We start from the raw sequence: 22,678 nt of genomic DNA on the forward strand, positions 1-22,678 counted from the left end.
TATGAAAGATAATTTTATAACACCAAAAAGTACTTCAGAACGCAAACTCTGGTCACAATTTGATTCTCTTCAAATGGGCATGGACTGGGATGAAGAGGATATAAAAAAACCTCAAGTTCTTATTGACGATGTATTTGGAGATAGTCATCCTGGAAGCAGCCATCTTATGGGATTAACTCATCAGGTAAGCATTGGAGTATATGAAAAAGGAGGACGACCAGGACAATTTCATGTAACAGATATATGTGATGGCTGTGCTCAAGGACATGACGGAATGAACTTTGTATTAGCTTCAAGAGAAGTTATTGCAGATATGGTAGAAATTCACGGATCTTTTGTATCCTGGGATGGTATGGTTCTAATTTCTTCTTGTGATAAATCAATTCCCGCACATCTTAAAGTAGCAGCTCGCATGGGGTTACCTACTATATTTGTGCCAGGGGGAAGTATGAGACCAGCTCCAGATATGTCTACTTCAATTAAGGCAGGAGATATTTCTTTAAGAGAAAAGAAAAAAGATGCAATTACAGCACAGGAAGTTCGTGATTTTAAGCTAACTGGATGTCCATCAGTTGGAGCTTGTCAATTTCTTGGAACTGCAAGCACTATGCAGTGTGTAGCAGAAGCTCTAGGATTGGCTTTGCCTGGAAGTGCGCTTATACCTGCAACAATGCGTGATATTACAGCTATGTCCAGAAAGGCTGGGAGACAAGTTATGAATTTGATTAAAAGAGGAATAACTGCAAAGGACATACTTACTCCAGAGGCTTTTTATAATGCAATTGTAGTTCATGCGGCTATTGGTGGATCTACTAATGCAATGCTTCATTTTCCAGCAATTGCTCATGAATTAGGAATTGAACTAAAGCCTGAACTATTTGATGAGATTAATCATAAGATTCCACATATAGGAAATATTTATCCGAGTGGACAATACCCAACAGAAGCTTTCTGGTTTGCTGGAGGAATTCCAAGGGTACAACTAATGCTTAAAGATTATTTAAATCTTGATGTATTAACGGTGACAGGAAAAACATTAGGTGAGAACCTTGAGGATATGGAAAATGACGGTTTCTTTAATAGAATTGAAGGATATCTTCATAATTATGGATTGAGGCGTGAACAATTAATAAAGCCAATTGAAACAACAAAGGAAATGGGTTCAATTGCAGTATTAAAGGGAAATATAGCTCCAGAAGGTGCTGTCATAAAATATGCTGCAGTATCAAAAGAGATGATGTATCATTTGGGGAAAGCAAGAGTTTTTGACTGTGAAGAGGATTGTTATAATGCCGTAATAGAAGATAGGATAAATCCAGGAGATGTTTTAATCATACGATACGAAGGACCTAGGGGTTCAGGAATGCCAGAGATGCTTATGACAACAGAGGCTATAGTATGCGATAACAGACTAAATGGCTCAACAGTATTATTAACTGATGGACGTTTCTCAGGTGCTACCAGAGGACCTGCTATTGGACATATATCTCCAGAAGCTGCTTCAGGAGGACCAATAGCCCTTGTAGAAGATGGGGATTTAATAGAAATGGATATAGAAAATCGTAAATTAAATATCGTAGGTTTTGAAGGAAAACGCTGCGAATTGAGTGAAGTGGAAACAGTATTAGCTAAAAGAAAAGCTAATTGGAAGCTCCCAGAATTTAAACCAAGAAAAGGCGTTTTTAAAAGATATACTGATAAAGCTACCTCAGCTATGAAAGGAGCTTATTTAGAATAATATAAATAATTGCTACTATTTTTATAATTCATAATCACTAATGATAACGTATTAATTTTATATTAAACAAAGCATAATTCCTTATATTATGTTAAATAAAAGTTGCAGCTTAAATATATATCATAAATATAAGAATTATGCTTAATACTGTTAGTCTATAACATTATAAATCAGAAAACTTCAAAATTCAAATTCTTGATTATTATTAATATTTATAGGAGGAAAATAGAATTATGAATACAGATTTATCAAAAAATGTTCCAAATGGTCGTTGGCTTCATATTATTCCGCCAACAATTTTAGTATATATAGTTGCTTTTATGGATCGTACTAATATTAGTTTTGCTATGGCAGGAGGAATGGATAAAGCGTTAGGTATGACAGCCAGCACTTCAGGACTTGCTGCTGGTATATTCTTTGTGGGATATCTATTTCTTCAAGTTCCTGGGGGTCGAATAGCTGAACGTGGGAGTGCCAAAAAATTTATAGCCTATACAATTCTTGCTTGGGGTGCATTAGCAATTATTTCAGGTTTTGTACAAAATACGACACAGCTTCTTTTAACTCGTTTTTTCTTAGGGGTTGCTGAAGGTGGAGTATGGCCAGCAGTACTTACTATTATAAGTCACTGGTTTCCAAATGAAGAACGTGGTAGAGCAAATGCATACTTTTTGATGAACATTCCTATTGCTTCGATTATTACAGGTCCTCTTTCGGGATGGGTTATAACTGTTTACGATTGGCGTGCTGTATTCATTGCAGAGGGTATAATATCTCTTGCATTAATGTTTATATGGTTACCACTTATTAGTGATCGTCCAGATGATGCAAAATGGATTACTGAAGAAGAAAAAGAATATATTAATATGAAAATACGTGACGAACAAGAATCCATAGGTGGTAATGAAACAAATAAAGTATCACTTAGTGAGTTGCTATCAAAACCTAGATTATGGAAATTAATATTTCTATACTTTTTTTATCAAGTGGGGATTTATGGATTTTCATTATGGCTTCCAACGCTTTTAAAATCATTAACCCACTCAGGAATGGGAGGAGTAGGCTTGCTATCAACTGTTCCATATATAGGAGCAATAGCAGGATTATATATCTTTGCTAAGCTATCTGATAGAACGATGAATAGAAGATTATATACTGCATTACCAATGTTAGGGTTTGCTATATGCTTAGTTTTATCTGTACAGACTCAAAACAATATCTGGGTATCATTTGCGTTTTTGTCAGGATGTGGAGTGTTCTTGCAATCTGCATCAAGTATATTTTGGACAATTCCACCAATTTTATTTTCATCAGACATGGCAGCTGGTGCCAGAGGGGTTATAAATGCATTAGGGAACTTGGGAGGATTTATAGGGCCTTATATGGTTGTATGGTTAACTTATAGATTTAATTCAAATGTTGGGATATATAGTTTAGTAGTATTCTTAGCATTAGGATTTGTGTTAACTATGTCATTGCCAGCAGAAACTGCAGGTGGTGAGACAAAATTAAGCGATAATAAGGAAAATACAATCTAAATTAATTATCAAGGTTTATATAGAATATTGAGTATACTTAAGTCTTAATAAGTAATGATTTATTACTTTAAATAGAGCTATTAAACGAGTACCTAATATGTTTGATTTCAAATTGTTTAAGAAAATTTTTAAGTAAACAATAAAAGCTAGAAGATAAAAAAGCTTCTAGCTTTTTTATTTATTATGATACCAATGTGTACAGCAGCAGTTGTTGGTAAAAACATTGGTTTTGAGGGACTTATTGTACCGCAGATTGTAAGAAAGATTTTAGGAGAAGACTATGGGATAAATATACCTTGTTCATTTTTACTTGGAGCAGTTCTTTTAATTTATGCTGATATTGCTGCAAGAATGTTTTTAAATCTATATGAAACTCCAATCGGAATATTTACAGCCTTAAAAGGAATATAGGGAATATATTTAAGCTTATAAAAGAAAATACTGAAAATAAAATGTACAAGCTTTTGGATTTTATGAATAAAACAAAATATATTGCAGATCCTTGGTATAGTGGTGATTTTGATACAACCTATGATGAAATATATGAAGGCTGCAGAGGAGTGATAGATTATATTGTTAATGAGAATATTGACCCATTAGCAGTAAATCAAAAACATTATTAAATATAGATTTATAAAAACTAACCTAGAACTGAAATGATGTTGTGATATTTTTGTTGAGTAGCAATGGACGAAATAAGAGTTATAGGGTAATTAAATTTATTGTATATGGAAGGAAATTACCAGTTTTCGTATAATTAATTATATGAGGATGGTGAGAATTATGAATGCAATAGAAAGAGTTGTTATGAATCTTAAAATAAAACCATATGGTATGAGTTTTCATGAATTAAATGAAGTCTGTTTTGCAACTTATAATAAAATTTTAATCGGATCAACACTTTTAAGACCAATGGAGCTCATGGAACCTACTTTGAACTATTTAGAGGAAACTGCTCAAATAATAATTGAAGATGAAATTGTTAAATTGAAAGAAAAATAATGAATCGAACTGTACCATAATATTAAACAATACATGAATTAAAGAATGGCTAAAATGTGATAAAGAGCAACATATCATAAAGAAATATGAATGTTGCTCTTTTTATATTAAATTTACTTGTGGAGTAAATACTAATGAAGAAATTATTATTAACTTTGTAACTTTATTATAATTGGCCAATGTGTCAGGAGGGTGACACATTGGCCAATTATAATATGTAAATTTGGTGCAGTAATTAATAAAAAAGTGCTTTTGAAAATTGAATAATGTGATAGTTTCAATGTATGTTATAATGAATTCATAGTGCGAGCTGCGAAGTAGCACGCAGATGCGTGACACTTCCTCTTGTAGATGGAAGTAATTCTGACTACATTAGTAAGCTATTAATATATAGTAGGGAAACCCTACCAGGTAATGCCTAACCAGTAGCCTGTACCAAGTCCTTGGAGTCGAAACGGTAACGTTAGATTTAAGCGTAGGACAGGGGAGCCGAAACGCAAGTGAAGCTATTGAGCCACAAAATAATTATATAAACGAAGAGGTCGATGCTGTTATGTAGGTCGCAGACAATATTCTATAAATCGTAACGGTGAGAATTATAGAACTCTTCCGGGGTCTGAGGGATTGGCGAGTTTGATGATAAGTATATTATTAGAATAGCTGAGGTGCTATAGTATCTGAGAAGTAAGTATGTGAAATCAAGTAAGGAAACGAGTAAGATGAGCAGAAGTATTATAGGAAGTCCGACTAATTAATAGTACCGTAGAACCCGGCGAAAGCAGGCGGAGGGAAGGGATTAGCACAACATAGCTTCAAGTAAACTTGAAATTTTGCAGACAGGAGAGCTGAAAGAACATGATTAGCGAGTTACTTGGAATACAATTTAATATAGAAAAGGCTAGACTAGATGGAAAGGTTCAAAACCTTGCGACATACATCAATGTAGATACGTTAACAGCTAGCCATAAACAAATGGATAGGAAAAAGGCCAAAGGAATTGATGGAGTTACCAAGGATAATTATTCTAAAAAAACTAGAAGATAATGTAACTGATTTGGTAAAACGAATGAAAAACGGTAGTTATAAACCCAATACCATAAGGAGAACATATATACCAAAGGATGGTAGCAAAAAAATGCGCCCGTTAGGAATATCATGCTATGAAGATAAACTAATCGAAAATGTAATATCGCAGATATTAACGATTGTGTATGAACCGAAATTTTATAATGAATCATTTGGTTTTAGACCTAACAGAAATTGTCATCAGGCAATACGAGAAGTGTAGAGGATGTCCAATATCACAAAGTATGCTACATTGTCGAAGCTGACTCTATAGATAATTAAATATGATGTGAAGAGCCGTATGCCTTAATAGGGCAAGTACGGTTCCATGGAGGAGTATAGGCGGTGACGCCTATATTTACTCAAGGCGATAAGATATTGTTCATCAATTTTTTTATAAGTTGAATACTATATAGTGTACACAAATTTAAAAATATAAAAGGAGTGTATCAGCATGAATAGCAAAAAAGATGTTTTAGATAATGGTCCTTTTTTTCATGGTACTAAAGCAGAACTAAAAATTGGAGATTTATTAGGACCACAACACTTATCAAATTACCAAAATAAAAAATCTAATTACATTTATTTTACTGCAACATTAAATGCTGCTAAATGGGGTGCTGAATTAGCGGCATCTAAATCAAAGGAAAGAATTTATATTGTAGAACCATTAGGTGAATTTGAAAATGATCCGAATTTAACTGATAAGAGATTTCCTGGAAATCCAACACGCTCTTATAGGTCTAAATCTCCTTTGAAAATAATAGCTGAATTAGGTTCATGGGAAAGACATTCTGATGAAGAAATAAATCATATGCTTTCATCCTTAAAAAAGTTAAATGATGAAGGAAAAAATGTAATATACGATTAATTCATAAATTTACAATTACCAGCATTGCAAGGCAATTGGTGAGGCATTTTATTAAATTATGAATTAATAAAATTAAATACTAAATTGTAAAATCGCATTATTCAAGATATTTGAATTGCGGTTTTTTTAATGCATCATATTAAAAAAGTTCGTAGTATCATAAGAGAAATATTAAATTCTGTGCAATTGGTGAACATTTTGAACAGCGTACTCAACATTTAAAAGTAATTTTAAATCACTTATTTTATAAATACTTTGAGAAAATGTTTCTTGAGGTTGGGCACTAATGGGAATAGGATTTAAAATTAATTGTTGGTATTATACTGTTCTGAGAGTGAATTTATTACATTTTTATTAAAGTATGAATAAAAATGTAATATAACAAGATGTATAGCAAGGAATTTGAAATAATAGATTTAGCCTCTTTAAATGCGTTAATTATCTTTAAAATTAGCTACTATTATAAATCATTTTTTATTTTAACCTCCTTTTTTCATTCTTATCTCAAAAATTATGAATATTTTTCCATGACCAAGTCTAAAATTTATAATATAAGTGAATTTAAATTCATAAAAGAAGGTGTTTTTAAATAAAAGAATATAAAATTGAAGATGTAGATTTAAAGACGGCAAGAAATTTAAGAAAAGAAATTTGCGAAAAGTATAAGATTATACCGATAAAGGAAAAAACAAACGAGATAATAGTTTTAGCATATGAAGCTACTGAAGAAGCAAAGGAATATTTGAAATTTATCTATAATAAAGATATAGTTATCGATACTGTAGAAGAAAGCAACTTTGAACATCTAAAAAATATTATTTTTGGCGAAGATAATAAAAATTTAGAAGATGTATTAATATTCAATGCAATAAGAGATAAAGCCAGTGATATTCATATAGAGCCACAGAAAACCTGCGTCTTTGTAAGATACAGAATAAATGGAAGCTTGGTTTTGGTTCACAAAATTGACTCAAATGAGTATACTACTCTTGCGTCAAAAATAAAATTAAAAGCAAACATGGACATAACTGAAAAGAGGAAACCACAAGATGGAAAAATAATGGTTAATTATAAAAATCTAAAATATGATTTAAGAATATCATCTATCCCAGTAGTTTACGGGGAAAAGCTGGTAATAAGAATACTATACTGTGATAATTTTGATTACAGCCTTGAAGATTTAGGGTTTTCTGAAAATGAAATTAAACTTATTAGAAAAATTATATCTTTAAAGAATGGATTATTTTTGACTTGCGGTCCGACCGGAAGTGGCAAAACTACTACTCTCTACACAATATTAAAAGAAATTGACTCTAAAGCTCAAAATATTACGACTCTTGAAGATCCAGTTGAAATTGTCATGCCAAATGTAAACCAGATGAGCTTAAACAAAAAATTAAATATAGATTTCTCTAATGGTCTTAGAAGTATTTTAAGACAAGATCCAGATGTGATAATGATTGGGGAAATAAGGGATGAAGAGACTGCCAATATGGCAGTAAGAGCATCAATTACAGGTCATAAGGTTTATAGCACAATTCACTGTAGGTCTGCAAGAGAAGTATACATAAGGCTTGAAAACATGGGCGTTAAACCTTATTTACTAAGCGATGCATTAGTAGGTATAATCTCTCAAAGATTAATAAAGACTTTGTGCGAGAGATGTAAGGAACTAGATAAGGAAAACTCAGTTCATGGGAGAAAAATATATAAGAAATGCGGATGTAAAATTTGCAATTACTCTGGATATGGGGGAAGAGAAATTATTAGTGCAGTTCACTTTTTAGAGGAAAAGAACAAAAAGAAAATTGAGGAGCTTCATGAAGATAATAGCTATTTATCAAATGAGAATATGAAGCACGATTTAGAAAAACTGCTATATGAAGGCAAAATATCAAAAGAGGATTATTTAGAATTCATTGAAGGAGAGAGATTAAATGAATTTTAGTGGAAATTATTTTTCAAAGGAAGAAAGTGGTGAAATATTTGAAAATTCAGTTTTTAAGAAATTCAGATTAAGAGGAATATTTAAACAAAAAGCAGATGAAAAACAACTTGCTTTTATTGCTGAAAATTTAGCTCAAATGTACAAGGCAGGAATACCCATTGCTATGGCTGTGGAATTAGTAATTGATATTCTTTCAAACAGAGTATATAAAAACAGTCTATATAATATATTAATACATATTAAAGAAGGAAAGAGTTTATCACAAGGTTTTGGACAATATAAAGAGTTATATCCGTATTTATTTGTGGGAATGGTTGCAATAGGAGAAAATACTGGTAAGCTATATCAGGTGTTAAGAGGTCTTAGTGAATTTTATAGTAAATTGATGTTTATTAAAACCGAAATCAAAAATGCATGCATTTATCCGATATTTGTACTTATATCCTTAGTTGCATTAAGTATATTTTTTGTGAATACAGTAATTCCTAACTTTTGTGAAATATATAAATCTATGAATGTCAAATTACCTGCAGCATGCCAAATTCTATATGATATAAATAATAATATGAGAGATGATCCACTAATAACTGGGACAACAATAGTATGCTGGATGTCAGTTATATTAATTATTCTAAAAGAGTGTTCTAAAAAAGTTTCTATAGATAAATTTAGCAGAATACCAATAGTAAAAGGTTTTTTTGAGTATATGATGGTTTTACTTTTTTCAATAATAACAAGTACTGGAATTAATATATCTCACGCCCTTGAATATTGTGAAGGTAGTATAAATTCTGCTTATCTGAGAAAAAAGACAGGGGAGATAAATTTAAATATTTTAAAAGGCAAGACTTTAACAGAATCTTTGATGTTAAGTGGAATATTTTCTAAGCATACACTAGCTATAATAAAAATTAGAGAGGAAAGTGGGACAATTGAACAGGGGTTTAAGGAATTATCACAAGATTTAGAATATAAATTATCAGAGCAGATAAAAAAATATTTGAAGTGTATAAATCCTGCTTTTATGTTGATAATGGCAGGATTTATAGTTGTGTTCTTATTGGTATTTGTGTTGCCACTATTTAATAATCTGCAAAATGGAATTAGATGATGAAAAGGCGTGGATTTACATTAATAGAGACAATGGCAAGTATATTTATATTGACTCTTTTATTTAGTGTAGGAAGTTCTTTGAGTGGATTAAACAATAAAATATCCTATAGTATGAAGGGAATAGGATATAGTTATGAGATACAAGATTTACTTTCATATGCTAAAGCTGTATGCAGAGAAAAAAATAGATATGGGAAGATTACTATAACGGGGAGCAAAAATGAAGTACGATTTATAGAGGGCTGGGATAGTATAGAAAAGATTATTAAGCTGCCAAGTGGAATGAGGATAATCAGTAATGATATTAGTTTAATGCTAACACCTACTGGAAAAATAACAAGAGGATATACAATAAAAATACTTGATGGATTAGGAGAAAGACATGATATAACAATTAATGTAGGAGTAGACTGAAGCGTGAGGATAGTGGAGATTATTATATGAAAAAACAAGGGAGTATCTTAATTGAAGTAATAGCAGCTGCTATGATTCTGATGCTGACTACAACATTTATGGTGAGTACGATTATACAAAGCAGAAATATGTTGAAAGAAAGAATTTTGCAGGAAGAAGTAAGTCGGACTATATGTAATCTGATCAGCGAGTTTAAATATAACTTAACTAAAGAAGAAATAGAAGACATGCTAAGTAGAGAAGATGATAAGATAGGGCTGAAATATAGCGAAGATTTATCGAGACAATTAGTTGATACAGATGTTAAGGATCTTGAATGCGGAGATGATATTAAAATAAGCAGATTAAGTGAAAATAACATGGGAGTGAAACTAAAAATTGAAGCAAAAATTAATTCTGATGGAGAAGAAGTTGTTTTAGAAAAAGAGTTTACTAAAAGCTGGTGGATGGATGAGGTATAAGAAAAAGAAAGGATTCACAATTATAGAATCGTTAGTATATATTTTTTTGACAACAATAATTTTATCAGAAGGAATAAATTTATATATTTCAATTTATAAATCATACATAGATGATGTTAATTTATCTATTAAATATGACAACTGTCAGGATTTTTTTATAAATTTAGATAACATAATATCCAGAGGACGCTTTGAAAAGATAATGGTAGATAATAATAGTCTTACGTTATTGAAAAATAGTGATGTAGAGGATTCAGATAAAATAATTAAGTCATATAATGGCGCGATTGTTGTGAAATACGTAGATGGGAATGTTACAAAAACTATAAATACAATAATTAAAGATATAGATAATCTTGAAGTGAGAAAGAAAGGAAAGTTAATTTATCTAATAGTGCGTGATAAAGAAGGAAAGGAATTTATAAAGTGTATCTGAAGAAAAGAGGAACAGTTTTAATAAGTACGATAATAATCCTAGCTTTGATGACTACTCTCGGGTGTCTTATATTTGAAATGATGAGAAATAATAATGAATTACGTAGTGTTTATGAGTTTGATAAAGATATATATGATTTGGATAAAGATGAAGAAGAGGTTCTTTATAAAGGCATGCAAGAACTAAATGATAAATATAAAGAAAATCAATTAAATGAGGCGGAAAGCATGTTTTTAAATGATTTTGATATAGAAATAGATGATGACAGCAGTCTCAATTATAAAGCTCAAGACGATAAAATTTTTTTGAATACTAAAAATAGAAATGACAGAATTAGAAAGCGGGAGATTTTATATATCTTTAAAAAAGATGAGATAATTTTAATCCCAACATATAAATTTATGAATGAGGATGAATAAAAATTTATAAAAAAGGGAATAATAATTATAAGTTTGAATTTAGGAGAAAATATGAAAAAATCTATAATACTAATTAATAAAAGTTCTTTTGTCTTTAATAATCAAGAATATAATTTCGATAGAATAAATGAAGTAGTTGATTTATTTAAACCTAGGTTAAAAATAGTCATATTAGAAGAAAATCTTTATGTGAAGCAATTCCATGATAAGGTTAAAAAGCACAAGATGTACGAATTAGTAAATAATAAAATTAATAATAATTTTCCTCAAACAGGAGATTTATTATACGATTTTGAAAAGAAGAATAACATTATTGTTATATATTCTATAAAGGGTGCTAAAAGAATAGAGAAGTTATCAATAGCTTCGAGCTTTTTGGAGATTAAGCCAATCCAATTTATAATAAAAGAAGTAATGCAAAAAATCTTAAAACGGAATAATTTTAATGCAGATGTAGTAGTTAAGCTTAATGAATTTTATTACTTTACTTGCTTTAAAAAAGGATTATTTAATTATGGTTTTGTTAATGATAATGAGGAGTTAATTTTAAATGAAATTAATGATTCTGAGGAAATATACATAGACAATAATGTTTTTGATATATTTTCTTCTAAGAACAAGATTAAGATAATAAAATTAAACATAGGAGATTTAATTAATGAAAAAATATATGAAAAACAAAAATTTTATTCCGGAAAAATTTTATTATAAAATGGAATTAAAAGAGCGGAAAAATGAAAGAAGAGTTATAATTTTATTTTTACTTATAAATTTATCTTTGTTTTCAACAACTTTTAAGGATATTAGAAAAAATTATCATAAGCAGCCTATAACGCATAGTACTACAGAACAAAATAATATTAATTATAATAATGTTAATATATGGATAAGAAACGTATTTAAAGATGATATTGAAGAAGCATATGTTAACAATAATAATGGAGAAATTATAGTAGAAAGTGTTGATAAAATTAATTATTTAAATTTAGATAATTCAATAAATATAAATGATGTGAGTTTGGATAATGATAACAGGTATAAGCTAGGAGTAAGCTTAAATGAATAAATTATGTAAATATTGTATAATAATATTATTGATTATGTTAGTTTTTGTGCAAATATTTTGTATAAATGCTATAGAAAGAGAGAACAATATTAATGCATTCAATGCACAGAATTATAAATATAAAAATAAAACTATAACTGAGATTACAAATGATTTAAGTTACATAAATGATAAAACAATTGTATCTGCGACATATACTGGTGGAAAGTGGCATGTAAAAGTACGAATAAATGGTGATAAAGATCAGCTGATAAGTGAATTATCTAAACTAAAAGATTATGATATAAGTAATTTTATAGTGAATAAAAATGAAAAAGAAAAATATGTAGAGTTGGAATTAAGTGCTAAAGAAAGTGTTTAAATAATGATAAAATTATAAATTTTTACTATAAAATAATTAGAAAGATTGCAATTGTTATCGTCTTTTGATAAAATATGAGTGTTATGTCAACGGTTAAGTGTATTAAGCTTAATGTTTGAGGATATAGTTATAGTGTAATTAGTTTTATAAATTTGGAGGGATCTTTAATGATAACAGCAGGAGATATAAGAAAAGGTGTAACTTTTGAATTGGATGGACAAGTATTTACAGTAGTAGAGTTTTTACATGTTAAACCAGGAAAAGGAGCAGCATTCGTAAGAACTAAACTTAGAAATGTAATTTCAGGTGGAGTTACAGATACAACATTTAATCCAACTCAAAAATTACAAGATGTTGTAATTGAAAGAAAGGAAATGCAATATCTTTATTCAGATGGAGAATTGTATTACTTTATGGATCAAGAAACATATGAACAAATTCCTTTAAATTACGAAAAAGTTGCTGATGCAATAAGATTCTTAAAGGAAAATATGTTTGCAACAATTAAATTCTATAAGGGTGAAGCATTCTCAGTAGATGCACCAAACTTTGTTGAATTATTAATTACAGAATCTGAACCAGGTGTTAAAGGAAATACAGCTACTAATGCAATGAAACCAGCAACACTTGAAACAGGTGCAGTAGTAAATGTTCCTATGTTTGTTAATGAAGGAGATACTATAAGAGTAGACACAAGAACTGGCGAATATATGGAAAGAGTTTAGGCATACATAGGTTGCTAAGCATGAAGCTTGGCAACTTTATTTATATATGTATGATGTGTATGCCAAACATTTAACTGCAAATATAGAGAAGGAAGTGAAAAGATATGGAAGAGCTTAGCAAAGAGGTTGAAAACTTAAAAAAGAGTTTATCTAGAATAGAAAACAAAGAATATCAAGAATATTTTAGTAATATATCGTCTATTTTAGAATTAATGACCGCAAAACTAGAAGAATTAACCATAAATCAAGAAGCCATTGAAGAGAATATAAGGTTTATGGATGATGATTTATCTGATATTCAAGATGAATTGTTTGAGGAATTATCGATAGATGAATTAAATGATATGGAAGATGAATATAAAGAAATAAATTGTGCTCATTGTCATAAACAAATTTTTATAGAACAATCTGCTCTAAGCAATAACGAAGAAATTCCATGTCCATATTGTAATAAAAACATCAAGGGATAAAACTATATATTAGTGGTTGCTTTTAGTACATAATATATAATTAGTTTAATAATATAAATACAAAAAGGATTATCTTAACAAAAAAGTTAAGGTAGTCCTTTTGTATTTACAAAGAAATAGAGTGACAACTTAATATAAATTCTAAAATTATAATTTCTAAATAAACTATTCTTATCTAGACATAATTAAGTAATATTTTAGAATAACATTACATATTAATTAAATAAAAGAACAGTGGAGGAGGCAGTGAGAAGTTTGATAGGTGAAGAGGAAATCGTGGCAATTTTTCCGCTTAAAATAGGAGAATTACTTAGGGAGAGGCTTTTAAATGAACAAATTCATGAGTTTAGACTTAAGATTGGACAACCAATTTTAGTTTATTCAAAGTATGGAGAAAGTATCGTAAATTATTTTCCAACAAAAGAAGATATGAAAAGCATGATTCAGAGGATTTCTAGTTATTCATTATATGCATATGAAGAAGATATAAGGCAGGGCTTTATTACGATTAAAGGAGGACATCGAATAGGTATAGCAGGTGAGTGTGTTATGGAAAAGGGTGAAGTTAAAACTATACGGAATATTTCATCTATTAATGTGCGAATTTGCAGAGAAGTTATAGGATGTTCAGATAAGGTAATGAAATATATAGCTTCTTCCCATAGAATTTATAACACAATAGTGATATCACCTCCTAAATGTGGTAAAACAACAATTTTAAGAGATATCGCCAGGAATATATCGAATGGAGTATCTTCTTTAGGATTAAACGGAAGAAAAGTGGTAGTAATAGATGAAAGAAGTGAAATAGGAGCATGTCATTTTGGAGTTCCACAAAGTGATTTGGGAATAAGAACTGATGTATTAGATAATTGCTTAAAGAGAGAAGGCCTTATTATGGCAATTAGAAGCCTTTCTCCAGAAGTCTTGATTTGTGATGAAATAGGAACTAAAGGAGATATTGAAGCACTTATTATGGCTTTTAATTCTGGAGTTAATATAATTACTACAATTCATGGATTTACTATTGAGGATTTATACAAACGAAAAGTTTTAGGTGATTTACTTGATAATGAAATATTAGAGAGAGTGATAATATTAAGCAATAGAAATGGTGTTGGAACCATAGAAAAAGTGTATAGCCTAAAAGGAGGTGACAACATGTGCTTAAATTGAGCTTATCAATATGCATATTTATTTTAAGCACTTATATTGGCTTTGCATATGGAGAAACTTTCAGAAAAAGACAGAATCAACTTAAGGAAATATTAAAAGCATTAACCATTCTTGAAAATGATGTTATGTATGGAACGACCCCTTTACCAGAAGCACTAGAAAATCTTTCATATAAAGTATGCAGTCCACTAAGTAGTTTTACAGAAGCTATTGCAAACAGGCTAACAAAGGGCAATGTTGAAAGCGTTCATCAAGGTGCAGTGGAAGAATTCAAGGGTTTAGATAAAGAATTTTATTTAAATAAAGATGATAAAAAAATTATGGAGGATTTTTTTAAGTCTCTTGGGGAATCTGGGGTGTATGGTCAAGAAAAGATATTCTTTTTAGCTATTGAAGGTATAAGAATGAATTTAAATGATGCTGATGATAGCGCTAAAAAAAATATAAAGTTGTATAGATATCTTGGAATGTGCTTAGGGGCAATGATAATTATATTTATAATATAAAACATGATGATAATGAATTCTAATATGATATGACTGGGGGAAGATGAATGCATGATATAAGTATTCTATTTAAAATTGGCGGCGCGGGGATACTTTTAGTGGTCTTAGATAAGGTGTTAACTAGTAGCGGAAAAGCTGAAATAGCAGCTATTACTAACATAGCAGGAGTTGTAATAATTCTCCTTATGATAGTTTCACTTATTGGTGATTTATTCGGTACTGTTAAGACGATGTTTGTGATGTAGGTGATATTATGCTTATATTAAAAATTGTAGCATTAGCCTTTACAGCATTATTTATTCTAGTACTTATTAGAAGATCTGGCAGTGAAATTGGACCACTACTTTGTATAGGAGCGAGTGCGTTAATCCTTCTTATTATGATAGAACCGCTTAAAGAAATAGTTGACTTTATAAAGGAAATTGCTGATAAAGCAAACATTGATACAGTTTATATTGGAATTGTATTAAAGATTTTGGCAATAGCATATATAGCATCATTTTCAAGTGCACTTTGCAAAGATGCTAATGCCGATAGTCTTGCAACACAAATTGATTTTTCAGGCAAGATAATGATTTTATTACTTGCAATTCCAATACTTATGGCTGTGTTAAATTCTATATTGCAAATAATGTAGGTGTAGATTATGAAGATAATAAAAAGAGTTACACTTCTATTAATAATGAGTCTTGCAATAAATATTATTGTCTCAGTCTCATTTATTCCAGGTACTGAAGTTTTAAAAATAAATACGGTTTATGCAGCAGAAGAAAATGGTAATAAGGATACGAATGCTAAATCTAATTTCAATTCAAACTATGATAATAAGTCAGAAGAGAATAAACAAGTTACAGAAAACACAGATGATAATATAGGGCAATTGGACGGGAGTGCTAAGGAAGAAATTTATAAGCTATATGATTACATTAGCAAGATGAAAAGCGATGAAGAACTTATGGACAACTTAGATCCAGCAGAATATATAAAGACATATATAAAAGAAGGAAAGGGAAATCTTTCTCTTGATACACTTTTAAAGGCTGTTTTAAGCATAACTTTTAAAGAAGTTAAGAGCGTTTTAGCACTTATAATCTCAATAGTTACAATAGCAATAATATGTTCACTGCTTAAGAACCTGCAAGAAGCGTTTTCGAGTGAAAGTATATCACAGATTGCTTTTTACGCCTGTTACTCTCTAATTATAGTATTGTTGTCAAAAAGTTTTATTATTTCAATTTCAGTTGCAAAGGATGTAATAAGTGATGTCTCGAATTTTATGAATGCTTTGCTTCCAGTACTTATTACAATGATTTCACTTGCAGGAGGGATTAGCCAGGCTGCAACATTGGATCCTATCGTACTTGGTGCGGTGGTATTCATTCCAAAAATATATTCCAATGTCATAATTCCAATGATACTAATGGGCTTTGTTCTTGAATTTGCTAATAATATCTCGACAGAACACAAGATAACAAATCTATGCAAGTTATTTAAGCAAGTTATAGTATGGTTTCAGGGAATACTAGTTACAATTTTTATAGGATTATTAACAATTAGAGGAATAACATCAACTACAATTGATGCAGTTACATTAAAGACAGCAAAATTTGCAGTAGATAATTTTATTCCCATAGTGGGGAAAGCATTTTCAGATGCTATCGCTTCTGTTGCAGGATATTCACTCATCATAAAGAATGCAATAAGTTCAATAGGCTTAGTTGTTATTATTTTAATTCTATTGCATCCTCTTATTAAATTAATACTTATTACATTTATATATAAATTATCAGCAGCATTGATTGAGCCAATAAGTGATTCGAGGATAACAAAATCTATAGAAGCGGCAGGGAGTTCAATGGTATTAATAATTTCATGTGTTCTTACTGTAACTTTAGTTTTCTTTGTTCTCATTAGCATTATGGCGTCTTCTGGAAGATTTATAGTTGGAGGATAGGAATAGCTTATGTTTATAGAAACTTTAAAGAGCATTGTGATAAATCTTGTTACTGTTCTTATATTCATAAGTGCAGTAGAGCTTATGGCTCCCGATAACAAGATGAAAAAATATATTAAATTTGTATTAGGATTAATACTAATAACTGCGATCTTAAATCCGATTCTAAAGTTTGTATCAAATGGAGGAAGGGATGTTATAAGCAATATCAAAAATTATGAAGAAGTCTTTTCAAGGGAAGAAAATGAAATCAATTCTGATAATGCAGACACATTTACAAAAGATGATAATGAAAATAGCAGGAAAAAAGCTTTTGTAAATAACTTTAATAAAAATTGTGATAATCTACTCAGAAATAAATTTAAAAATGAGGACTTTAAAAGTGAAGTTGACTGTGATATAGATTTTTCTAATATAACTTTTAATGTAAAAAAACTAAAGATAGGTGTAGCTGATAACAAGGTAAACAAGGTGAAAAAAATTGTGATAAGCGATAACAGTAATGAAAATGCAAAAGATGAAAATGAAAAATATACAGAAATAGTAAATTATATATCTGATGAATTAGATATTTCAAAAGATAAGATAGAGGTATATCCAATGAAAAAGGATTCAAATTAGTTGATTCAAAGATTAAATGCTTATATACACACTGTTTGTGATTAAGAAGAATAGGAGGTAAAACATGGATAAAAATAACTTGAAAAAAGAAATTGATAAAATATTGGGACAAAAAAATTTTAGAAATTTAATAATAATATGCTTAGTTTTGGTTTTTATTTTGATAGCTATGAATGTATTAACATCTAGTAATAAGAACTTAATTAATAATAATAAATCAGAGGCTATAACAACTGCAGATAGTGGAGATAAAACTAAGTTAAGTGGTGAAGAAGAAGTAAATTATGAAGAAAAACAGAAGATAGACTTAAAGAATATATTAAAAAAGATGGATGGAGTTGGTGACGTTGAGGTAATGATGACATTTGAAAATGGAGAAGAGAAAGTTCCGGCATATGATAAAAATGTTCAAAAATCAACTACAGAGGAAACTGATACAGAAGGTGGGAAGAGAGTAAATAATCAAGATACAGATTCATCAAAAATTGTTATGTCAACATCAGATGGAAATAATGAGCCATTCATATTAAAAACATATAAACCTAAAATTGTTGGAGTTATAGTACTTGCTGAAGGAGCTGAAAATAGCAAGATAAAATATGAAATAGAGCAAGCAGTATCTAAACTATATAACTTAAGTTTAGATAAGGTTAATGTATATAGCATGAAGAAGTAGCATATAATTTTATAGAAAAAGAATGGGAGGAAGTTTATTATGACAAAGAAACAATGTGGGATTATTTTTACATTATTAGCATTAATACTATGTGTAGGGATGCTAGCTGCAAAACTTAATAATGGAGGATTAAATGATCCAACAGATTTAAGTCAAGTTTTATCTGCTGATAAATCAACTAGTGAACAGGATGCAGAGGCATTAAATCAACAAAATAATTTTTATGATGCTAAAAGCCAAAGAGATCAACAGGATTCAGCTACGATTCAAACATTAAATTCCATAATTTCAGATGCTAATACATCAAAAGAGCAAAAGGATGAAGCTACAAAAGAATTAACTCAAAAGACAATGACAAAAGACAACGAAGGAAGAATAGAGCTTAGTATTAAAAATAAGGGATATGAAGATGCTTTATGCAGATTAGATTCGAATAAAGCCACAGTAATCGTTAAATCAGCAACAGAGTTACAAGAAAATGAAACTGTAGCTATACAGGAAATTGTTCAAGATATATCAAAAATAAAAGATGTAATAATACAAGTTCAAAAATAGCAAAAAAACCATAATGTATTTGTAATGTTAAATTATATTTGATATAATAAACACAAGATTATCATGTTTTGTTATTACAAAACCTAGGAGGTTACGCAACATGGAAGATTTAGTTAGGGAAGAGAACATTGGAGTAGTTAAAATTTCTGATGAAGTGGTGAGTGTCATAGCTGGTATCGCGGCACAGGAAGTTGATGGAATATTAGATGGTCAAATGAGTGTTACAAATAACTTAACAAACATATTTAAAGGTAAAAAAAATACTGCCAGAGCAAGTAAAGTAACATTGGAAGAGGACAGAGCAATTATTGATATGAATGTATCAGTTGAGTATGGAAGAAAAATTATGGATGTTGTATCTCAGGTTCAAGATAATGTGAAAAAAACTGTTGAGGCAATGACTGGACTATATGTAGAGGCAGTTAACATTTGTGTTCAGAATATTTACTTACCTAAAAAGGAAGAAAGTGAATCTAACTAGTTTGATTTTCGCCCTCTGAAGCTTTCAGAGGGTGTTTCTATGTGAGGCGCATTCAAAATTAGCGGCCTATTTTTTACTTGAGGAAGCTCAATTGGCATATTTATACTTATTAAGTTACTGTTTGTCAGCAGACTGTCTTAATAGGATATTATTATGAAGATAATTTATCTTCTTGCATGCTGAAAAATAATCATGATATATTTGAATGTTAATCTCTTTAATGTGTTAAATAGGTTTAAAAGAAATTAAAAATGTGTATAATTATAAACGTACATAGTAACTATGATACGTGTTTTAGGAGGAATATATGAATAGAAAGTTATCAAGGGAAAAAACTATGGAGTTATTATTTGGAATGACTTTGAGTAAAGATACAATAGAAGAGGTAATAGAAGGATTTGTAGAAAATTACGAAGAAAATATAAAAGAAATCGATTTGACTTATGTAAAACAAGCATTAATTGGTATTGAAAATAACAAAGAAGAAATTGATAAAGTAATTGAGGCTAATTTACATAATTGGAAGATAGATAGAATATCTAAAGTAAATTTAAGTATATTAAGACTTGCAACATATGAAGTATTGTACGATAAGGAAGTTCCAAGAAATGTTGCAATTAATGAAGCTTTAGAAATTGCTAGAAGATATTCAGATGAAAAAAGTGTAGCATTTATAAATGGAGTATTAGACAAGATTAAGGAAAGCTAGTTATATATATTACAGAATTACATAATGTATACATTACCATAGATTAAAGTATGATATATATTTTTGTAAAAAGGAAAAATAATAATATATATAGCAAATAAATAAAAGTAATAGGTGGTAAGAGATAAGTTGAAGTTACAAATTGAGAGTAAAAAGTCATAAGTTGAGGATGAAATTCCTAAAGGAATTTCTAAAAAATATTTTTATTTAAGAAAAGCCAGCGGCTTTTCTTCCTTAACTCTTAACTGATAACTTTTAACTCATAACTAAATAAAGTAGGTAGGTGTTATAATGGGGCAAATTATAAGTGGTAAAGAAGTAGCATTAAAAATAAAAGAGGAAATTAAATATTTTGTTAATAACAGAAAAGAAAGAAATTTAAAAATACCTAAAATTGCATCTATATTAGTGGGAAATGATGGCGGATCAATTTATTACATGGGAAGCCAGGAAAAGGTAGCTACATCTTTAGGAGTGGAGTTTTTAAAGGTAATATTGCCTGAAAGTTGCAGTGATGAGGATGTAATAGCAGATATACATAAATTAAATGATGATAATGATATTCAAGGTATTATTTTACAATTACCTCTTCCTAAGAAATTTAATGAAAAGAAAATCATTAAAGAAATATCTCCAAGTAAAGATATTGACTGTCTTACTTTTGAAAGCCAAGGAAAGTTATATATGGGAGAACCAAGATTTTTGCCTTGTACACCTAATTCTGTAGTTACATTGATTAAAAGTTTAAATATCGATATTACAGGTAAAAATGTAGTGGTTCTAGGTAGAAGCAATATAGTTGGAAAGCCAGTAGCACAGCTATTATTAAATGAAAATGCTACAGTGACAATATGCCATTCAAAGACTAAAAATTTGAAAGAAGTTTGTAAAGTGGCAGATATATTAGTAGTTGCAATTGGAAGACCAAAATTTATTGATGAAACTTATGTTAATGAAAATTCTATTGTAATAGATGTTGGAACTTCATCCTTTGAAGGAAAGATAACTGGTGATGTCGATTTTGATAAGGTTATAAATAAATGCAAGTTTTTAACACCTGTTCCAGGAGGAGTTGGAGCGCTTACAACTACTCTTTTAATAGAAAATGCATGTGAGGCTTTAAGAGAAGATGAACATTAAAACATTAACAGTCTCTGAGGTCACCAATTATATTAAAAGAATGCTGGACAATGATTTTATTTTAAGTAATCTCTCTGTAAAAGGGGAGATTTCTAATTTGAAATATCACAGCAGCGGACATATTTATTTTACTCTTAAAGATGGTAATGGCAGAATAAATTGCGTTATGTTTAAAAGTAATGCAATTTTGTTGGATTTTGCATTAGAAGAAGGAATGCAGGTTGTAATTAAAGGCAGGGCATCAATATATCCAGCAACAGGAAGCTTTCAGCTTTATTGTGATGAAATACAAAAAGAAGGCCTTGGAGATTTATTTATTAAATTTGAGAAGCTTAAAGAAAAATTATCTAAGGAAGGCTATTTTGATGAAGCTCATAAAAAATCATTGCCTAAATATCCACAGAGAATAGGGATAGTTACATCACCTACAGGAGCAGCAATTAGAGATATTATAAATGTATCAACTAGGAGAAGCAGTTTAGTCGATCTTGTATTATATCCAGCTAAAGTCCAGGGAATAGATGCATATAAGGAAATAATTAGTGGTATCAATTATTTTAATAAAAAGAGATCCGTAGATATAATAATAGTAGGCCGTGGAGGAGGTTCCATTGAAGAATTATGGAATTTTAATGAAGAAGAATTAGCTAAAACTATTTTTGCTTCAAAAATACCCATAATTTCAGCCGTGGGACATGAAATAGATTTTACAATATGTGATTTCGTATCAGATGTTAGAGCGGCAACACCATCTCAAGGCGCTGAAATAGCAGTTCCGTTAAGCAATACTATAAAAGAAAAGCTTTTTGAGATATCTAAAGATTTAGATAAGATAATGGATGATAAAATGAGCGAATGCAAAAATAATTTAATTTCTGCAGAAAGAATTTTAAAGCTTCACTCTCCAATAACTAAAATATCTAATTCATATTTAGAAATAGATAAATTACAAGATAGATTAAATTTCATCATAAAGGCAAAGATTAGGGATGAGAAGAATAAAATAAAAAGTCTAAATAATCTTCTTTTTGCACATAACCCTATTAATGTAATATCAAAAGGATATGCTATAATAGAAGATGATGAAAAAAATCTAATAACATCAAAAGAACAATTAAAGGAAATCAAAGATTTAAAAATTATTTTAAAAGATGGGGAAGTTAATGGAAACTTCACACCTTTAGGGCATATGAAATAAAATGAGCTGGTGTAATTATTTATTTATTGTTAGTA

General features: G+C 29.6%; 30 protein-coding genes and 1 pseudogene. All 31 read left to right on the top strand.

From position 1 onward, the window contains the following. Nucleotide 1 precedes the first annotated feature (1 nt). The 31 genes and pseudogenes from ilvD to xseA all read left to right on the top strand — a co-directional run bounded on the left by ilvD (nt 2) and on the right by xseA (nt 22,643). Nucleotides 2-1,738 carry a dihydroxy-acid dehydratase gene (gene ilvD / locus CDLVIII_RS15445; protein WP_009170380.1) on the top strand — a complete coding sequence of 579 codons (1,737 nt, stop codon included), beginning with the start codon at nt 2-4 and terminating at the stop codon, nt 1,736-1,738. 233 nt (nt 1,739-1,971) lie between these two features. Further along, nucleotides 1,972-3,276, top strand: a complete 1,305-nt coding sequence (locus CDLVIII_RS15450; protein WP_009170381.1) for an MFS transporter — start codon at nt 1,972-1,974, stop codon at nt 3,274-3,276. Between the two features lie 174 nt (nt 3,277-3,450). Further along, a pseudogene (locus CDLVIII_RS15455) lies at nt 3,451-3,687 on the top strand (iron chelate uptake ABC transporter family permease subunit); the annotation flags it as partial. Between the two features lie 62 nt (nt 3,688-3,749). Continuing rightward, complete coding sequence (locus CDLVIII_RS31370; protein ID WP_186005504.1) at nt 3,750-3,899, top strand: hypothetical protein; 150 nt, start codon at nt 3,750-3,752, stop codon at nt 3,897-3,899. Nucleotides 3,900-4,059: 160 nt separating this feature from the next. Beyond that, entirely contained in the window at nt 4,060-4,278 is a 219-nt protein-coding gene (locus CDLVIII_RS15465; protein ID WP_009170382.1) for a hypothetical protein, read from the top strand. An 855-nt stretch (nt 4,279-5,133) separates the two neighbouring features. After that, nucleotides 5,134-5,322 carry a hypothetical protein gene (locus CDLVIII_RS29350; protein ID WP_050816272.1) on the top strand — a complete coding sequence of 63 codons (189 nt, stop codon included), beginning with the start codon at nt 5,134-5,136 and terminating at the stop codon, nt 5,320-5,322. Nucleotides 5,323-5,344: 22 nt separating this feature from the next. Continuing rightward, a complete protein-coding gene (locus tag CDLVIII_RS15470) occupies nt 5,345-5,566 on the top strand; it encodes a reverse transcriptase domain-containing protein (RefSeq protein ID WP_186005505.1) in 222 nt (73 codons plus the stop codon). 231 nt (nt 5,567-5,797) lie between these two features. Further along, nucleotides 5,798-6,214 (top strand): NAD(+)--rifampin ADP-ribosyltransferase, encoded by a 417-nt coding sequence (gene arr / locus CDLVIII_RS15475; RefSeq protein WP_009170383.1) that lies wholly within the window; start codon nt 5,798-5,800, stop codon nt 6,212-6,214. Between the two features lie 649 nt (nt 6,215-6,863). Then, nucleotides 6,864-8,162 (top strand): GspE/PulE family protein, encoded by a 1,299-nt coding sequence (locus CDLVIII_RS15480; protein ID WP_242836002.1) that lies wholly within the window; start codon nt 6,864-6,866, stop codon nt 8,160-8,162. Then, nucleotides 8,152-9,273 carry a type II secretion system F family protein gene (locus tag CDLVIII_RS15485; protein WP_009170385.1) on the top strand — a complete coding sequence of 374 codons (1,122 nt, stop codon included), beginning with the start codon at nt 8,152-8,154 and terminating at the stop codon, nt 9,271-9,273. The genes CDLVIII_RS15480 and CDLVIII_RS15485 overlap by 11 nt, the downstream gene beginning before the upstream one ends. Then, entirely contained in the window at nt 9,270-9,689 is a 420-nt protein-coding gene (locus CDLVIII_RS15490) for a prepilin-type N-terminal cleavage/methylation domain-containing protein (protein ID WP_009170386.1), read from the top strand. The genes CDLVIII_RS15485 and CDLVIII_RS15490 overlap by 4 nt, the downstream gene beginning before the upstream one ends. 26 nt (nt 9,690-9,715) lie before the next feature. Continuing rightward, nucleotides 9,716-10,150, top strand: coding sequence for a hypothetical protein (locus CDLVIII_RS15495; protein ID WP_009170387.1), 435 nt, complete (start codon nt 9,716-9,718; stop codon nt 10,148-10,150). Continuing rightward, a complete protein-coding gene (locus CDLVIII_RS15500) occupies nt 10,140-10,586 on the top strand; it encodes a hypothetical protein (protein WP_009170388.1) in 447 nt (148 codons plus the stop codon). Before CDLVIII_RS15495 ends, CDLVIII_RS15500 begins: the two co-directional genes overlap by 11 nt. Next, nucleotides 10,577-11,005 carry a hypothetical protein gene (locus CDLVIII_RS15505; protein WP_009170389.1) on the top strand — a complete coding sequence of 143 codons (429 nt, stop codon included), beginning with the start codon at nt 10,577-10,579 and terminating at the stop codon, nt 11,003-11,005. The genes CDLVIII_RS15500 and CDLVIII_RS15505 overlap by 10 nt, the downstream gene beginning before the upstream one ends. A 51-nt stretch (nt 11,006-11,056) precedes the next feature. After that, the gene (locus tag CDLVIII_RS15510) at nt 11,057-11,716 is read left to right on the top strand and encodes a hypothetical protein (protein ID WP_009170390.1); all 660 of its coding nucleotides are present in this window, start codon (nt 11,057-11,059) and stop codon (nt 11,714-11,716) included. Continuing rightward, entirely contained in the window at nt 11,664-12,071 is a 408-nt protein-coding gene (locus tag CDLVIII_RS15515) for a hypothetical protein (protein ID WP_009170391.1), read from the top strand. The genes CDLVIII_RS15510 and CDLVIII_RS15515 overlap by 53 nt, the downstream gene beginning before the upstream one ends. Then, the gene (locus CDLVIII_RS15520; RefSeq protein ID WP_009170392.1) at nt 12,064-12,432 is read left to right on the top strand and encodes a hypothetical protein; all 369 of its coding nucleotides are present in this window, start codon (nt 12,064-12,066) and stop codon (nt 12,430-12,432) included. The genes CDLVIII_RS15515 and CDLVIII_RS15520 overlap by 8 nt, the downstream gene beginning before the upstream one ends. A gap of 167 nt (nt 12,433-12,599) precedes the next feature. Then, nucleotides 12,600-13,157 carry an elongation factor P gene (gene efp / locus CDLVIII_RS15525; RefSeq protein ID WP_009170393.1) on the top strand — a complete coding sequence of 186 codons (558 nt, stop codon included), beginning with the start codon at nt 12,600-12,602 and terminating at the stop codon, nt 13,155-13,157. A gap of 104 nt (nt 13,158-13,261) precedes the next feature. After that, nucleotides 13,262-13,627: a CD1247 N-terminal domain-containing protein gene (locus CDLVIII_RS15530; RefSeq protein WP_009170394.1), complete on the top strand. Its 366-nt coding sequence runs from the start codon at nt 13,262-13,264 to the stop codon at nt 13,625-13,627. 255 nt (nt 13,628-13,882) lie between these two features. Beyond that, nucleotides 13,883-14,803: a stage III sporulation protein AA gene (spoIIIAA, locus tag CDLVIII_RS15535; RefSeq protein WP_085959798.1), complete on the top strand. Its 921-nt coding sequence runs from the start codon at nt 13,883-13,885 to the stop codon at nt 14,801-14,803. Then, nucleotides 14,791-15,309 carry a stage III sporulation protein SpoIIIAB gene (gene spoIIIAB / locus CDLVIII_RS15540; protein ID WP_009170396.1) on the top strand — a complete coding sequence of 173 codons (519 nt, stop codon included), beginning with the start codon at nt 14,791-14,793 and terminating at the stop codon, nt 15,307-15,309. The genes spoIIIAA and spoIIIAB overlap by 13 nt, the downstream gene beginning before the upstream one ends. Nucleotides 15,310-15,356: 47 nt before the next feature. Beyond that, the gene (gene spoIIIAC / locus CDLVIII_RS15545; protein ID WP_009170397.1) at nt 15,357-15,554 is read left to right on the top strand and encodes a stage III sporulation protein AC; all 198 of its coding nucleotides are present in this window, start codon (nt 15,357-15,359) and stop codon (nt 15,552-15,554) included. Nucleotides 15,555-15,562: 8 nt separating this feature from the next. Then, the gene (gene spoIIIAD, locus CDLVIII_RS15550) at nt 15,563-15,946 is read left to right on the top strand and encodes a stage III sporulation protein AD (protein ID WP_009170398.1); all 384 of its coding nucleotides are present in this window, start codon (nt 15,563-15,565) and stop codon (nt 15,944-15,946) included. A 9-nt stretch (nt 15,947-15,955) separates the two neighbouring features. Continuing rightward, the gene (gene spoIIIAE, locus CDLVIII_RS15555) at nt 15,956-17,263 is read left to right on the top strand and encodes a stage III sporulation protein AE (protein ID WP_009170399.1); all 1,308 of its coding nucleotides are present in this window, start codon (nt 15,956-15,958) and stop codon (nt 17,261-17,263) included. Between the two features lie 9 nt (nt 17,264-17,272). Beyond that, entirely contained in the window at nt 17,273-17,884 is a 612-nt protein-coding gene (gene spoIIIAF, locus CDLVIII_RS15560; protein ID WP_009170400.1) for a stage III sporulation protein AF, read from the top strand. Nucleotides 17,885-17,948: 64 nt separating this feature from the next. Then, on the top strand, nt 17,949-18,560 hold the full coding sequence (gene spoIIIAG, locus CDLVIII_RS15565) for a stage III sporulation protein AG (RefSeq protein ID WP_009170401.1): 612 nt from the start codon (nt 17,949-17,951) through the stop codon (nt 18,558-18,560). 39 nt (nt 18,561-18,599) lie between these two features. Next, on the top strand, nt 18,600-19,115 hold the full coding sequence (locus CDLVIII_RS15570) for a SpoIIIAH-like family protein (protein ID WP_009170402.1): 516 nt from the start codon (nt 18,600-18,602) through the stop codon (nt 19,113-19,115). 100 nt (nt 19,116-19,215) lie between these two features. Continuing rightward, nucleotides 19,216-19,596, top strand: a complete 381-nt coding sequence (locus tag CDLVIII_RS15575) for an Asp23/Gls24 family envelope stress response protein (RefSeq protein ID WP_009170403.1) — start codon at nt 19,216-19,218, stop codon at nt 19,594-19,596. A gap of 307 nt (nt 19,597-19,903) precedes the next feature. Further along, complete coding sequence (gene nusB / locus CDLVIII_RS15580) at nt 19,904-20,305, top strand: transcription antitermination factor NusB (protein ID WP_009170404.1); 402 nt, start codon at nt 19,904-19,906, stop codon at nt 20,303-20,305. Nucleotides 20,306-20,596: 291 nt separating this feature from the next. Further along, nucleotides 20,597-21,445, top strand: a complete 849-nt coding sequence (locus tag CDLVIII_RS15585; protein WP_009170405.1) for a bifunctional methylenetetrahydrofolate dehydrogenase/methenyltetrahydrofolate cyclohydrolase — start codon at nt 20,597-20,599, stop codon at nt 21,443-21,445. Then, nucleotides 21,435-22,643, top strand: a complete 1,209-nt coding sequence (xseA, locus tag CDLVIII_RS15590; protein WP_009170406.1) for an exodeoxyribonuclease VII large subunit — start codon at nt 21,435-21,437, stop codon at nt 22,641-22,643. Before CDLVIII_RS15585 ends, xseA begins: the two co-directional genes overlap by 11 nt. The last annotated feature ends 35 nt before the right edge of the window (nt 22,644-22,678 follow it).

The organism is Clostridium sp. DL-VIII (genome assembly GCF_000230835.1).
GTDB lineage: Bacteria > Bacillota > Clostridia > Clostridiales > Clostridiaceae > Clostridium.

What these genes read in the sequence shown, in the direction of transcription:
- ilvD (WP_009170380.1), top strand. Translation starts at nt 2, where the DNA reads ATGAAAGATAATTTTATAACACCAAAAAGTACTTCAGAACGCAAACTC.
- CDLVIII_RS15450 (WP_009170381.1), top strand. Translation starts at nt 1,972, where the DNA reads ATGAATACAGATTTATCAAAAAATGTTCCAAATGGTCGTTGGCTTCAT.
- CDLVIII_RS31370 (WP_186005504.1), top strand. Translation starts at nt 3,750, where the DNA reads ATGAATAAAACAAAATATATTGCAGATCCTTGGTATAGTGGTGATTTT.
- CDLVIII_RS15465 (WP_009170382.1), top strand. Translation starts at nt 4,060, where the DNA reads ATGAATGCAATAGAAAGAGTTGTTATGAATCTTAAAATAAAACCATAT.
- CDLVIII_RS29350 (WP_050816272.1), top strand. Translation starts at nt 5,134, where the DNA reads ATGATTAGCGAGTTACTTGGAATACAATTTAATATAGAAAAGGCTAGA.
- CDLVIII_RS15470 (WP_186005505.1), top strand. Translation starts at nt 5,345, where the DNA reads ATGAAAAACGGTAGTTATAAACCCAATACCATAAGGAGAACATATATA.
- arr (WP_009170383.1), top strand. Translation starts at nt 5,798, where the DNA reads ATGAATAGCAAAAAAGATGTTTTAGATAATGGTCCTTTTTTTCATGGT.
- CDLVIII_RS15485 (WP_009170385.1), top strand. Translation starts at nt 8,152, where the DNA reads ATGAATTTTAGTGGAAATTATTTTTCAAAGGAAGAAAGTGGTGAAATA.
- CDLVIII_RS15490 (WP_009170386.1), top strand. Translation starts at nt 9,270, where the DNA reads ATGATGAAAAGGCGTGGATTTACATTAATAGAGACAATGGCAAGTATA.
- CDLVIII_RS15495 (WP_009170387.1), top strand. Translation starts at nt 9,716, where the DNA reads ATGAAAAAACAAGGGAGTATCTTAATTGAAGTAATAGCAGCTGCTATG.
- CDLVIII_RS15500 (WP_009170388.1), top strand. Translation starts at nt 10,140, where the DNA reads ATGAGGTATAAGAAAAAGAAAGGATTCACAATTATAGAATCGTTAGTA.
- CDLVIII_RS15510 (WP_009170390.1), top strand. Translation starts at nt 11,057, where the DNA reads ATGAAAAAATCTATAATACTAATTAATAAAAGTTCTTTTGTCTTTAAT.
- CDLVIII_RS15515 (WP_009170391.1), top strand. Translation starts at nt 11,664, where the DNA reads ATGAAAAAATATATGAAAAACAAAAATTTTATTCCGGAAAAATTTTAT.
- CDLVIII_RS15520 (WP_009170392.1), top strand. Translation starts at nt 12,064, where the DNA reads ATGAATAAATTATGTAAATATTGTATAATAATATTATTGATTATGTTA.
- efp (WP_009170393.1), top strand. Translation starts at nt 12,600, where the DNA reads ATGATAACAGCAGGAGATATAAGAAAAGGTGTAACTTTTGAATTGGAT.
- CDLVIII_RS15530 (WP_009170394.1), top strand. Translation starts at nt 13,262, where the DNA reads ATGGAAGAGCTTAGCAAAGAGGTTGAAAACTTAAAAAAGAGTTTATCT.
- spoIIIAC (WP_009170397.1), top strand. Translation starts at nt 15,357, where the DNA reads ATGCATGATATAAGTATTCTATTTAAAATTGGCGGCGCGGGGATACTT.
- spoIIIAD (WP_009170398.1), top strand. Translation starts at nt 15,563, where the DNA reads ATGCTTATATTAAAAATTGTAGCATTAGCCTTTACAGCATTATTTATT.
- spoIIIAE (WP_009170399.1), top strand. Translation starts at nt 15,956, where the DNA reads ATGAAGATAATAAAAAGAGTTACACTTCTATTAATAATGAGTCTTGCA.
- spoIIIAF (WP_009170400.1), top strand. Translation starts at nt 17,273, where the DNA reads ATGTTTATAGAAACTTTAAAGAGCATTGTGATAAATCTTGTTACTGTT.
- spoIIIAG (WP_009170401.1), top strand. Translation starts at nt 17,949, where the DNA reads ATGGATAAAAATAACTTGAAAAAAGAAATTGATAAAATATTGGGACAA.
- CDLVIII_RS15570 (WP_009170402.1), top strand. Translation starts at nt 18,600, where the DNA reads ATGACAAAGAAACAATGTGGGATTATTTTTACATTATTAGCATTAATA.
- CDLVIII_RS15575 (WP_009170403.1), top strand. Translation starts at nt 19,216, where the DNA reads ATGGAAGATTTAGTTAGGGAAGAGAACATTGGAGTAGTTAAAATTTCT.
- nusB (WP_009170404.1), top strand. Translation starts at nt 19,904, where the DNA reads ATGAATAGAAAGTTATCAAGGGAAAAAACTATGGAGTTATTATTTGGA.
- CDLVIII_RS15585 (WP_009170405.1), top strand. Translation starts at nt 20,597, where the DNA reads ATGGGGCAAATTATAAGTGGTAAAGAAGTAGCATTAAAAATAAAAGAG.
- xseA (WP_009170406.1), top strand. Translation starts at nt 21,435, where the DNA reads ATGAACATTAAAACATTAACAGTCTCTGAGGTCACCAATTATATTAAA.